6 protein-coding genes are annotated in these 13,921 nt (G+C 42.3%); 1 reads left to right on the top strand and 5 read right to left on the bottom strand.

Annotated features, from left to right (window positions below):
- Positions 1 to 86: 86 nt before the first annotated feature.
- Positions 87 to 1,814, bottom strand: a complete 1,728-nt coding sequence (locus ACKPCE_RS01385; RefSeq protein WP_319503928.1) for a pectinesterase family protein — start codon at positions 1,812 to 1,814, stop codon at positions 87 to 89.
- A gap of 96 nt (positions 1,815 to 1,910) precedes the next feature.
- Positions 1,911 to 3,533 (bottom strand): pectate lyase, encoded by a 1,623-nt coding sequence (locus tag ACKPCE_RS01390; RefSeq protein ID WP_319503929.1) that lies wholly within the window; start codon positions 3,531 to 3,533, stop codon positions 1,911 to 1,913.
- Between the two features lie 77 nt (positions 3,534 to 3,610).
- Between ACKPCE_RS01390 and ACKPCE_RS01395 the strand changes: the two genes are divergently transcribed.
- On the top strand, positions 3,611 to 3,955 hold the full coding sequence (locus ACKPCE_RS01395) for a cupin domain-containing protein (RefSeq protein WP_319503930.1): 345 nt from the start codon (positions 3,611 to 3,613) through the stop codon (positions 3,953 to 3,955).
- On the opposite strand, the gene pelA is transcribed toward ACKPCE_RS01395, so the two are convergent.
- From pelA to ACKPCE_RS01410, 3 genes are all read right to left on the bottom strand, one after another.
- Positions 3,942 to 8,348, bottom strand: a complete 4,407-nt coding sequence (gene pelA, locus ACKPCE_RS01400; RefSeq protein WP_319503931.1) for a pectate lyase — start codon at positions 8,346 to 8,348, stop codon at positions 3,942 to 3,944. The two genes, ACKPCE_RS01395 and pelA, sit on opposite strands and share 14 nt — an antisense overlap.
- A 116-nt stretch (positions 8,349 to 8,464) precedes the next feature.
- Complete coding sequence (locus tag ACKPCE_RS01405; RefSeq protein ID WP_319503932.1) at positions 8,465 to 10,609, bottom strand: RagB/SusD family nutrient uptake outer membrane protein; 2,145 nt, start codon at positions 10,607 to 10,609, stop codon at positions 8,465 to 8,467.
- A gap of 20 nt (positions 10,610 to 10,629) precedes the next feature.
- On the bottom strand, positions 10,630 to 13,863 hold the full coding sequence (locus ACKPCE_RS01410) for a SusC/RagA family TonB-linked outer membrane protein (protein WP_319503933.1): 3,234 nt from the start codon (positions 13,861 to 13,863) through the stop codon (positions 10,630 to 10,632).
- Positions 13,864 to 13,921 lie beyond the last annotated feature (58 nt).

The following is a 13,921-nucleotide window of genomic DNA, read 5'->3' on the forward strand; positions in this document are numbered from 1 at the left end:
CATAACGAATAAGTCCCCGAAGTGAGATGACTCTGCTTCGGGGACTTATTTATTTGTAGTAACTACAGCCTGAACTACTTGTTACCTTATCTTTTTATTTCAAACACAGCGTTTCCGTTTTTCACGGGATTCCAGCCGTCATCACCTGCCAGTACAGTTGAGATTTCGTATCCCTTTGTTGTTTTCAGCTGATGCGAGAAACCGGCACGTGCTTGGGGATTTGCTCCGGGACCTTTGCTTTGGTATTCAGCATAAAAAACAGTTTTCTCGTTTTCTTTCTTTCCCCAGTTATTCCAACCCACCGGCAAAATGTGGCTACCCAGTTCACAGCGAATATATACGGCCTGCGCGTAAGGTCTCCACGGGCGCGATAAATAGACGTTCTTAACGCCTTCATCTGCCGTCAGCTTACAATCATAAAACAGATAACCGTATTTTTTCCCCTGATCCGTTGAAGGCGCCGTTACGTATCCGTCACGTTTGCTATGAATAACACAACGATTAAACACAACCGTTGACCATCCGAAAATGAAATCAACCGTACCCTCTATGTAGCAGTCCTCGTAATATTGACGACTGTGCTTACCGTAGGTGTAAAGTGTGTCTTGAAATCCCAAGAAGCGGCAATGCTTGAAATAAGCTCTGTCTCCGTTTACGAAACAAGCAACAGCTTGTCCCACCGGGCCGGCCGTATTTTCAAAAGTGATGTTCTCTGCGTAGAAATCGGGGCCATAAATGTAACAGGTAGAAGACCCCGATGTGCCCATCTTCTCTCCCAACCGGTTGAGTTTATCGGCATAATCATCGTTGGATATAACTGCACCCTCCTGCCCGATCAACGAAACATTGATTTTGCTTTCGGGAACCACCAATTTCTCTTTGTAAACCCCTTTTCTGATCAGAATGGTAGTGCGTACACCTTTGCGGAAATCGGGAACGGCATCAATAGCCTCTTGTACGGTAAAGAAGTCGCCGCTACCGTCTTTCGCCACTACATAGTCATAGTAACGAACATACCCGGCCAGCGCAGGAACTTCTTTAGCTATGGCCTGCACAGCCAGTTTAGCAACGACCCTCGCACCGTATACATTTAAGTGCGTATTGTCTTCACGTCCTTGCGGAATGGCGGGAACCGTTTGAGGCTGAACCCACATAAACAGTTTCTTTGATTCTACCGGCCCCATGCCTTGAACCAGATCATGCGTTATTTTATTCATATCCACGAATGCCACGCCCAACTCTTTAGCTACGCGACGAGGCGATTCAAGATACGCTCCGTGCGTGTCATACAGCACATTGCCTTCAACCGGTTTGGTCGCAGCGCCGGGCACCTTTCGGGCATCAACCTTCATATCCTTATCGTCCGGACTGATAAAGTTGCGACGAACAATGGAATTGAATAGAACAGGGATACCTCCTTTGGCACGAGTTTCGTTGACAAATCGACGAAGATTATCATCAAACGAACCACCGGGAACGGTGTAACGTGTTGAATCCTTCTTCTCGTCGTTGTGTCCGAATTGAATAAAGACATAATCGCCCTTCTTCACTTGGGAAATGACTTTCTCCCAACGTCCCTCATTAATAAAACTTTTTGAGCTTCTGCCATTTTGGGCATGGTTATCAACTACGATGTCTTCGGAAAAGAAGCCGGGAAGTACATGCCCCCAACCTCTTTCGGGATTGCCTCCGTCTAACTTTTTGTTAGCCATGGTCGAATCGCCAATCATGAAAATAGTTATTGCCGGTTTATCTGCTTTAAAAGCCGAAAAAAGGAAAAAGGTTACCAAAAGTAACGCTAATTTATTCTTCATCTTTCTACATATTATGGTTTATACTGCAATATTACAAAGAAACATCCGGTTAGAAGTGCAAAAACAGGTGTAACAAGTGGAAAAATTAATATCTTGTTATTTATTCTTCTTGCTTTCGAGGAATTGGATGCACTTCATCATATTTGACACATAGACAGCTGTTGATATGCCCATAACGGGCTCTTCACTCGTATAACAAGATGTATCAAATTCGTCGCCTACAAAAGTGGATGCATACTTCGTTTCCTTGCTCGGCTCCATGTCCAGACATTCTTTATAAGGGTTGGAAATTTGTTGTAGTGGAGTAAGCCAGTATCCTTCTTTTGTCAGTGAACGCACAACTTGCATCACATCTCCTCCCTTATCACCGCCCCGAGAAAATATACGCGTATAAAACCGGGGTAATGGAACTTGTTCGGTGCTCAGGAGCGGAGAGTCTTTTATTAACTCTTCCACCGGCTTTGTCCGTATCTCGTTGTAAGCCGATTTTAAAGATGCTATATCAATAAAAGCACCCGAACTGTAATGAGCAATCGTATTGGTGATATTCTGATCCGTATAATAATGACCGTTTGCTACATTGCTTCCTACCCTGTGTACATAAAGAGGTTTGCCGGTATCGGGATCAACAAAGCGGGGAACCAGTATTCCTTGACGGCCGTTTCCGGTATAACCGTACTTCCGTGCTTCTTCTGCAGGTAGTTCCATCGATTCCAAATACTGAATAGCAGCCGGTATGCCTGCCAAGAACTTGGTTTCACCCGTCAGCCGATAATAATCCATTAATAAATGAATGGCACGAACCGTGGTTCCGGCATTGATACTTCTGGGTTCGTAAGAGCGTGCATGTGCAGGTTTCATGTCTTCTACGTAGTATTGATCGGCCCAGCCGGCATAAGGAGCACCCTGTTGCAGTACAATAAGCTGATTCATTGCCCTGTAAATGGGTTCTTTCACGTTTTGTAAGCCAATTGCCTGATAACATTGAATCAGAAATTCAATGTTCTCGGGAGTTACATCATCATTCAAGGTTATAAATGACGAATAATCTTTCTTCCCTCTAAATGGGTGATCGTGCATCAATGGGAATCTTTGCGGCCACCCTCCCGAAGGATATTGACTCTGCAAAACAAAATGGATAACTTTTTCCAAAGGGTATCGATAAACCGGATCGTCTTTCTCGACATACATGCGAAGTAAGAATTTGGCCGCCTGCATAGTACCCGAATCATCAAAGGTTGCATTCCCGTAATAATGCTGAAACTCTTCCAATCGCCAAGCGTTTTTGCCAATCGTAGCATACCATTGCTTCAATGAATTCTCTCCGGCAAAATCAAAAACGTAGTTCCATCCGCCACAGGGTAGTTGTCCCCAAATCAGAGCGCTGGCCACTTTTTGTGCAGCCTCATAGTAGTATTCATCACCGGTAGCGTGGTAGGCATCCAGAAGCAGATGTCCAACTGTAGGTGTTCCGGGAGGTTGTATCCAGACCATGGTGCGTTTTGCTTCCAATTCGCCCCAACTTCTAGATAGGTCGGGCAGATAACTCCAAACAAATCCTCCATTGTAACTAACAGTTTCCATCATGAATCGGGTGGCTGTTTTCATCACTTCCAAAACTTGCTGTTCATTTTTGGAAGCATGTGCCGGCTGTGTAAAGATTGCAAGAAACAAACAAGCCAGACACGAAGTCAATTTCAGGGGTAGGTTTCTCATCATTGTGTTGTTGGTATTAGAATTAAATGTGTATATTTGAACTATATAATTACAAAAGAAATAATCAAAATATTGAATTTATGAAAACATGTAGCGAGAAGTTTATTTTTGAAAGTAACAAAGAATGGGAGCCTGCCGGTGAAGGTGTAACACGGCAGATTATGGGGTACGATGGCCAAGTGATGCTTGTCAAGGTTCAGTTTACCCAAGGAGCAAAAGGTTACGCACATGCCCACTACCATACGCAGACAACTTATGTGGCAAGTGGTAAATTTGAATTTACCGTAGATGGTGAGACGCGTGTTGTTGAAGCAGGTGATGGCATTTACATTGCCCCCGATGTGGAACACGGATGTAAATGCCTCGAAGCAGGTATACTGATTGATTGCTTCAGTCCTATGCGTGCCGATTTTATCGGGAAATAAACTTTGCATACGCTTCAAAAACTTTTTTTGGCCAATATCCATACCAGTCGTATCCGGTACGTCGTTCCGGATCGACATCGGCCAAACGCCATACCTTCTTTCCGGAACGTGTACACATAAACGGTTTATTATTCGTCACTTCGTAAAAGCGAGCCCAAATAGGTTCCGCTTTTAAATCTTTCACCACAACTAAATCATACGGATATTCATGGTTAATGATCTGGTCAGGTGTCAAAGGAACACGCTTCAACTTGACATCCTTGATCTGAACTTGGCGAAGCCATTTCACTCCGCAATGAATAGCCTCAACTACTTCTGGCGATGGGTTCTTAATTCCCATGAGGAAAAGAAGTATCTCGCAACTCTCGTTCGCTGTTATGGCCGGCAGTTCAAAAGTACGGGCCTTGACCGGTTGTAGGGTTATATTGTCATGTTGTTGTGCCCATGCCGTCTTCACCCCCTGCTGACTTACCTGACAGTCGAGCACCATCTTCAAACCTCTTTCAAAAGCAGCATGAATCTGGTTGCGCACGGAATCATTAAGCCAGGCAAAGCTTTTATCACCCTGCACTATATTACGAAACAACTCCAACGCTCCCGTTGTCACATCATCATTAAACGTGATCGCATCTACATCCCAACCTCGCCAGCCACCGTTTTCATTCTGTGTATTCAGCAAATAAAAGAGTCCTTTCAGGGCAGCCTCTTTGTACGCCGGTTTACGATACAAACAATAAGCATCGGCCAGATACTCTATTTGCGGAAAAGTGTTACGATTATCGAGTGTACTTCGTTTATATGATTCTTTTAGTTTCTGATAAACCGAGTCGGTATTTAACACACCCAGCCAATCTATGTTTTTAGGCCAGCCACCGTCTTTATTCTGATAAGCCATCAGATTCGAGGCTATCTCGTGTACCTGATCCGGTGTAAAACGTTGATAGGTTCTCTCCTTGTGCTCAAGATTCCAATGGTGAATGCCATCGCTGAATCCATCCAAAGAAGGACTTTTGAAATCAATCATATTACAAACTAACTTTTGAGCGACCAAACCGGCTGAAGATGGATTCACAATATTACCATAAATATCTAATGTAGAAAAAAGCACCTTTCCTTTGCCCACAGGGATTATTCCCATAGAAGTTCCTAAAGCCATGGGATAAGTATGGTAAGCGCCGACCAAGAGTTCTTCTCCCTCCATCACAATTCCCATGCGTTCAACTCCTGTGTGAATCAATGCCTGATAAGGCCAGTTCAATGCTCCGTCCGCCGGAAGTTCATTGAAAACCGGGTGTGATTTATTAAACATCACCCCTCCCAGCCAATTGGTTCCGACAAAAAATTTGTCTTTAAACACAGCGCGGCTATTCCTAGCAATATACTCCGTCCATTCCTCGGTATTTTCTAATATAAAAATACGCGTTCCGTCATTTTGAGCTCGTTCAAGCAAACGCTGCGGATTGGGTAAATTGTTGTTGGGAACAGCCCATTCCAATCGGCATCTGGCATTACTTCGAGGATGTTTGAATCGAACTTCAATCGTTGCTTCGTCCGATGCATTTAAATGTACTTTGCCATTGCCCAAATGAGTTTTATTGGCCAATACTTCATAAACCACCTGGCCGTTGACCAGCAGTTCGATGATACTTCGGTCATTACTTTGAACATGAAAAGTATATTCTCCACTAACGGGAGGTATCACCTTGCCTTTCCACACAATACCATATCCGGCAATAGTAGGAACCGATGGATTGGGAGTAGCTCCTTCAATAGCACTCAGGTTAACCACTTTAGAAGTCTCTCGGTGAACTTCTTGTTGAAAATCCATATCCATATAATAAACAGCCTCCAGACCGTGTTCACCTTGTGGAGTGCGCAAAGATTCTGAGGGAATCATAGTTAACTGTTCTTTTCTGGGAGGGCGGGTAACAAGCACCCAGTCGAGCTTACCCAAATCATCACAATATTTTTCTACCGGCTGTGCTGTTCGTCCTTTTAAGAATGAAGCCATAGCGGTTCCATCTTCCCATACGGATCCCTTCCCTTCTAATTTATTCGTTGAAAGATCAACTACCAATACCTCATCATAACCAGTAGTTACCGACGTACCATCTTCGTTGAGTAGTCTGGCAGATATTCGGCACAGGCCTCCCACCGAGGGGAGTTTCAAACAAACACTATCGGCTATTAACTGACCATACGTTTCTCCACCAATCACTTTCACTTGCCGGTTCGTTTCAGTACATACTCCTCCAGCCACACTTTGAAGATTGATAGATAAAACAAAATGGCCTTTCACGTCATTCTCGTTAATCAAATAAAAATCGGTGACCACTGTTTCACCTGCCTTTACGATTTGTTGCCTCGGTTTCACAGCTACGTAAAGAGGTTTATTATACCTCGCTATAATACTAGGGTTTGATTTGGGGTAACGAAAACAATCGACTATACCCGAATAGTTCTCTATCAACTCTGACTCCCAGCCATTCACCACATAAGCATCCGTATAATTGTTTATGCGAGCCAATTCGATTTTTCGTCCTTGGTGTTCAAAAGAGACAGTCCCCATGGCTACAGTCAATGAATCGACCGACGGATATACCTGCCTCAAACCTTTGTTGTCGATAAAGCGGTCGAACTCATCATACCAGCGCAGATATTCGCGTCCATCCCATCCTTTGTATTCCATTTTGTCGAGTTCCTCCTTGTTCTTGGCCAGTCTGGGTGGGGCCGACAGAGCACCTTCCTCACCAAAAAACACTATTTCTTTAGCATTTGTAGTATTGTTATAATAATTTGCCGGACTTTTATACAATGCTTCATTCCAAACAGCCGGACCGCCCGCATGATGATAGTCGTACCAACCATTCCAATAAACAGTCGTATCATTTGGCCGAATATGGATTTTGGCCTGATCATCTATATCATAGCCTTTAGCCCAAGCCGAAGTGCGAAGAACGTATCGTGAAGGATCCATTTTATGGACATCCTTCATCGTATTTATTTCAATCGCTAACTGCTCAGGAGATGCATTTCCCGATTCATTCATCATATTATAAATGACTAAACTAGGATGACTGCGGTCACGCCTGACCATTCGCATCACTTTCTCATGCAGATTCTTGTTCAGAAAATCATTACCCGCTTTCACACGAAATCCACCAGGCTCTTCGAAATACAAAAGACCTAGCTCATCGGCATAATTTAAAATATTGGTAGAACCAATAAAGCGATGAAAGTTCAGCATATTTAAACCCAGTTCCTTAGCTATGCGAATTTGTCGCTCGGCCAACTCATCGGATGGGTAAATTCCATTAACCGGCCAAAATCCCCAACTAATAGCCGAGCGCAAAACAATTCGTTTGCCATTCAGACGAAAAACTGCATTTTGTCCGATACCTGATACCTCAAACCATCGGAAGCCAAAACGTTGTTCAGCTACATCACGATGATTTTTATTCCCTAATAATTCGACCTTACATACATATAAATTAGGTTGATCTATATCCCATAATTTAGCTGCAGGAGCCGCAATTGAAAGCTTGACATTGTTGAGGCCAGACGATAAATCAACTGACTTTAATTTCTTTTTAAACAAAATTTGCGATGGATTATTCCACTCATATATCGTGAAAAGCACATCTCTTTTGTCTACCCTGTTTAATTGATTGTCTATGCTAACAATAGCATTCACCGTAGTTACTTCAGGTGTGTTTTGCATGTAAATATCGGCAACATGAACAGCCGGACGTACTTCCATACACACCTTACCAGTTATTCCGCCAAAAGCATGTCCAGGGGGGAGTGTTTTATCGCCCCACGTAATCAAAGCGCCGTCTCTCCAATCATAATTGCCGCCGGCATCGGTAATTCTAACAGCTAATTCTGCCGTAGTGCCTTTCTGTACATAAGGAGTTATGTCAACCTCAAATGGCGTATTATCTACAATCTGATAATCGACCAGCTGCCTGTTAATGAAGATTTCCGCACGCGAGCGGATAGATTCAAACTTCAAATAAACCTTCATTCCCTTATTAAAAGAGGGAATCTGAATCATTCTGCTCCACCAACTGACCCCGTGAATATCGCCCTCCGGCCCCGAGATGGTCTGCAAATATTCTTCGGCAGTACCAGGAACCTTTACTTCAAGCGCATCATTAGTAGAAAAGATATTCCATCCTGAAGAAGGAATAACTATAGGCAACGTTCTGACATCAAGCGGTGGCATAACTAGAGATTCACTCTTCCAATTGGCCTCTTTGTCGTACCAAAGTTTCCAACCTCTTCCCGAAAGATCTATAGAAATTCTTCCCGACTGAGCATAAAGTGTAAAAGAGAATAATATGCATGCTAGAAACAGCAGTATACTAAGTATATTATGTTTTGGCTTCATGAAGTATAAGATTAAATCAGTGCTTTGAAGGGGTTCATGTGGTAAAGTGTGTGAAAATAAAAAAGGAAGAGGATAGTACTTCGATTATCCCCTTCCTCTTTTTATATCCTCACTACTTACTCTTGCTTAAATCCATAACCGTTGGTAAATCCGCCCGTTGATAAAATATTAGGAGTAAACGGCCATAAATAAATAGGCGCTTTCTTATAATCATAATCGTAGAATAAATACTTATTGTACTCATCTGCAGCGCCCCTCAAATCTGCTCCCCAATTCGTTTTCTGATAGCCTGCAGCTTCGAGCGCTTTGGCTTCATCACTACCCGGGATGATATTCTCAAAGAGTCCCTTGATGGCAAGGTTGGTTTTACCATTGTTACCAGTCAAACCAAGACCTTCCCAATTATCATTTTGTCCACGCCATCCCGGATAAAGTACCGGATCAGTTTCTTTCCCTTCAGGACATTGTGCTGTAAGCCGGAAACCATATTCTGTTTTTGCGTCGACCAACTTCGTCCACACGTAATCAGAAATAATATTTCCATTGTTAAAGCGATAGTATCCATTGGTTTTCAAACCTTCAATCATTTCATTGGTAAGATCCTTAATGCGTTTAATTGCTTCAGGTAAGAATCCCGAACGGATCAGTGTCCAGCGACGGTCTCCTTCACCTGCAAACTCGAAACCACGTTCTTCAATAATCGCTCTCAGCAGACCTCCCTGTGATGTGATGAAAGCATCTGTATTTGCTTTACCGGCAGGGAAGGAACGTTCACGGATAGTTGCTAAATATTGCTTAGCTGTCACCTGATCACCTAATGCAGCACATGCTTCAGCATATCCTAAATAGATTTCGGCAATACGCATGTATGGACCATTAATACCCGACTTACGTTGCTCAGCTGTCCACGGACTCACTTGACGATTCTCATCCCATTTATTAAGACTCGGGCCACCACCATCAGCTTTTGAATTCGGTTTAAAGGAAATAAGTTTTTCTACACCTTTACCTGTTGAACCGGTTAGTACAACACTCACGTCGCGACGTTTGTCCTGAGGATCGAACACCCCATAATAATAAGCAGGATTGATACGCGCTTGTCCGTAAGCCTTGCAAGGATAAGCTTGCTTGCTACCTCCACTGGAAGGACGGCCCATTGAGTAAGATCGTGCATCGTTACCTCCACTCCGCTGCATAGGATATTCATAAATTGATTCATCTGCATAAACCGCATCATCCATCATCATCTGTTGAAAGAAGTACTGATAAGGATTGTCATAGACACGTCCCTTTTCAGCCGAACGCGGATCTGTTAGCACAAGACGTGCAGAACCAGAGTTATCCAATACCTTCTTAAAGTAGTCTTTCGCTGTAGTGTATAGACTTTGCCAGTCACTGCGTCTGCCATAAACAGCATTATTATTTTCTGTTCCCTTGTTCTCGAAAGTAAGTACATTGCCTTTACCATCTTTGTAGAAAGACGCCCCAAGATCTGTACGTCTTGTGTGATATCCACCGGCTTCAAGCGCTATACGCCCAATCAAGCCTTGTACATAAGTACGTGAGAAATAGTTCTTACTAGCAGCTTTAAATCCAGGAGCTTCACCCACACGATACATTAAAGGCTCTACGCGAATAAGGTCTTCCAACACTTTGTCATAGATTGAATCACGTGGAGCCAATCCTTTAGCAGGTGCACCAAAAGCAGCCTGATAAGGCACATCACCATAATACCTGATCAGTTCGCGATACATAGTGGCCCTCAAGGCAATGGCCTCACCATATAATTGTCCTAACTCCGACGGCTGACCAGTACCAGTGATATCGGCAAAGTTACTGGCATTTTCCATAGCCGTTATAATAGCATTTGCTTTTCCTACAACGCTATACATTTTATTATACGGACCGGTAGCATCATCCTTGTTATAAGAAGTTAGTGTATATTGCGATGCATAAGTTCCATTTTGATAGAAAGTTTCGGGATAATGACGACCAGGTTGGTTAGTAAATGATTCGGGGTGACGCTCTATGTCTGAACCTGCCGCATCTGCAGCGTAATATAATCCGTCACCAAACACTTGATTCTGTGCACAATCGCGCCAGGCTTCATAGGCGCCATCCATAGCTGCGCGAGCTGTTCTTGTATTAGAGAATACAAAGTCAGCATCCACCACCGATGGAGAACTTGTATCCAGATAATCGCTACATGCTGTGGTAGTAACAAGGCCTACGGCAACAATTAATAACTTATATTTTTTCATATTGTTTTCCTCCTTTAATATTAGAATGATACGTTAACGCCGAATGTATACGACCGAGTTTTAGGATATGCTTGATAATCATAGTTAGGTGTTGGGAATCCGTTTACACCATCAGTGTCAGTATTGACATCCGGATCAAGACCAGAATAGCCAGTCAAACAGAAAAGATTGCTCCCTGTAAAATAAAGACGTACACGTTGCATACCGGCTTTCTTGGTCCAAGTCTTAGGTAAAGTATACCCCAAAGTTAAAGTCTGTAAGCGTAAATAAGAAGCGTCTTCCACAAATTCAGAAACCGTAATACCGTACTCTGAATAATTAAGAGCATATTTGGCATTCTGATTCAAAGTATTCAATGCATTAGGTTCAGTTACCAAGAATAAATCGCCATTGCTATCAACATCATATACTTTATAGCAATCTTTCACAATATTCAAACGATTAGCTCCCAAAGCATTATCTTTATCTCCCATCATGCTGTGCATAGCATTAGCGTTATACACATCTCCACCAATCTGATAAGTAAATCCAAGAGAGAAGTCGAAGTTACGATAGTTACCTGTAAAATTAAAACCTCCGGTATGCTCGGGCAATGTTTTACCTATTACAGTTGCATCACCTAAGTCAACTGTCTCACTACCGTCAACATCCTTGAGCTTCAACATACCGGGAAATGCAAGCTGACCGTCGGCGCGTTTAAAACCTGACATGCCTGTGGGGTAATTAACCACATTCTTAATGTCGGGAACTCCTTGTTTTAAAGTATACACACCATTAGCATAATCAAAATCGTCAACAGTATAGAATCCGTCAGACTTGAATCCCTGAATCAGACCCACCGGTTGTCCTTTACGAATGATGTAGTCATATTGAGGTAAACGCATAGAAGATCCCCATCCAGTATTAGTATCTGCAAGTGTGTTTTCGTCTAAATCATCAATGTTATTTTTATTAAAGTTATAAGTCAAATTCACTGATAAATTGAAATCTTTCGAACGAACCAAGTCGGTACCCAATGCTAATTCAACACCTTTATTAGACGTTTGACCTACATTTTGGAATTGATAGCTATATCCGGTAGAAGAGTCTACAGGAACTTTCATTAATAGATCTTTTGTTGTATTCCAATAGAAATCTAAACTACCACGAATGCGGCTATTAAAGAAACCAAAGTCTAAACCAATGTTGCGCGATATCGTTGTTTCCCACTTCAAGTCAGGATTGCCTTTCATTGAGCCCGGTTTATAGATTGTTACTGATTCACCGTCTACCTTGATTAATTCTGTTGTCCAGGTTTCTTTCCACAAAAGCGCATCGATATTATCAGCACCCGTTGATCCATAAGACATACGTAATTTTAAATTATCCAACCATTCCTTCTGTGCTTCCATGAACGGTTCGTCAGATATACGCCATGCTACAGCTGCTGCAGGAAAGTATCCCCAATGATGATTGGGTGCAAATTTACTTGAACCATCGGCACGAAATGTAGCTGTTAACAAATAGCGTCCTTTGTATGAATAATTACCACGTCCAAACCATGATTGAGTGTGATTAGGAGTACCGATTGTTGACCCAAATTCATCTTTTCCCAAACTAGGAGTTGTCATATTAATCATACCGAATGCATCTTCCTTGGTAAAACCATCAGGATATCCGGATCCGGAGATATAACTTTCGTTAGTTTTAGAAGAGAGCACTTCGTTACCAACCATGAACGACAGATTATTGTCAGCTCCCAAACCTTGCACCTCATAGTTCAAGGTTGTAGCCCAACGTATAGCATAACCATTTTTATTAGTCAGTTCCGCCGTGTTGTAACCAGCCTCCAAACCGCCATCCCATTTTTTTGTTTCTTGCCAGTGACGGCTAAGTGACAATTCTGATTTGGCAGTCAAGCCTTTTATTACATTCCACGTTAATCCACCTTTAGCACGGATACGTTGCATCTTGCTATTGTTATCATAATTATTAATAACAGAAACAGGATCTCTTCCTAATTCGACATAAGAGCTACCATTACCAAATGCAGTTGTAAGTTCAGCATCACCCAACGGATTATCTACCGGGCGGTATTTATAAGCAGAAGTAGACACATCATATTTGGTTCCTAAATATTCGGTTTCAGTATAACGCAAGTCAGCATCAAAACTCAATGATTTATTAATCTTCTGATCTATTTTAAAGCTACCGCTCCAACGACTAAATCCTGTATTAATACGAGCACCTTCTTCATCCGTATAGTTAACAGAGGCATAATACTTGGTCTTATCGTTACCTCCACTCAAAGAAAGGTCATGGTTCCAAGCGGCGGCACTACGCATAATATCGTTAACATAATTATGAGAAGCAACACCTTTATATTCATTTAAATGATTTCCATATTTGGATCCCAGTCCAAAATATTTGGCAATATTATCACCATAAGTACCACCGTAAGCGGTTCCGTAAGCCCAAGTTGAATAAACATAATCATAAGCATTCAGCACATCCAATGTTTCGGGTTTCTCTTTCATCTGGTAATACATGTTGTAATTAACAGAAACCTTTCCTTCTTTACCCGCTTTAGTAGTTACCAAAATAACACCATTTGCACCGCGTGCACCATAAATAGCTGTTGAAGCAGCATCTTTCAACACATCAATACTTTCAATGTTATCGGCTGGAATATCATCAATGCCACTCACTTGAACACCATCAACAATAAACAAAGGATCATTGCTTTGAGTTATAGAGCCACCTCCACGTACACGAATAGACATGGTAGCTCCCGGACGACCATCCTGAGATGTCACAGACACACCCGGCAGCTGACCTTGTAGTGCCTGCGCCACATTAGAAACCGGATTTGCAGCCAGTTTCTCACCCGAGACAGATGCTACCGCACCTGTTAAATCTCTTCTTTTTACTGTACCATAACCAATTACCACCACTTCATCGAGGTTCTTGGCATCTTCCACCAACTTAACATTGATTTGTTTTTGGGTACCAACTTCAACTGTTTTGCTCAGATAGCCAATAAAAGAAAATTGAAGTTTAGCATTAGATGCTACGGATAGTGAATAGTTTCCATCGATATCGGTTATTGTTCCGTTGGTTGTTCCAACCACAGTAACATTCACTCCAATCATCGGTTCACCATTAGCATCAGTGACCAATCCCGTAACTTGTCGGGTTTGTGCATAAGAAAGCAAACATAGCATACTCATAAACAGAGACGCAATTGCCTTTCTGGCAAGTGTTTTTCGATTCATAGACTTTTGTATTTTTTATAGTTATTAATAGGCGACAAAGGCTAATAAAGACCCGTTA

The sequence above is a fragment of the Bacteroides graminisolvens genome (assembly GCF_963666085.1).
GTDB lineage: Bacteria > Bacteroidota > Bacteroidia > Bacteroidales > Bacteroidaceae > Bacteroides > Bacteroides graminisolvens.

Bases quoted from the DNA above. Each gene is read 5' to 3' on its own strand.
- ACKPCE_RS01385 (WP_319503928.1), bottom strand. From the start codon at position 1,814: ATGAAGAATAAATTAGCGTTACTTTTGGTAACCTTTTTCCTTTTTTCG.
- ACKPCE_RS01390 (WP_319503929.1), bottom strand. From the start codon at position 3,533: ATGATGAGAAACCTACCCCTGAAATTGACTTCGTGTCTGGCTTGTTTG.
- ACKPCE_RS01395 (WP_319503930.1), top strand. From the start codon at position 3,611: ATGAAAACATGTAGCGAGAAGTTTATTTTTGAAAGTAACAAAGAATGG.
- pelA (WP_319503931.1), bottom strand. From the start codon at position 8,348: ATGAAGCCAAAACATAATATACTTAGTATACTGCTGTTTCTAGCATGC.
- ACKPCE_RS01405 (WP_319503932.1), bottom strand. From the start codon at position 10,609: ATGAAAAAATATAAGTTATTAATTGTTGCCGTAGGCCTTGTTACTACC.
- ACKPCE_RS01410 (WP_319503933.1), bottom strand. From the start codon at position 13,863: ATGAATCGAAAAACACTTGCCAGAAAGGCAATTGCGTCTCTGTTTATG.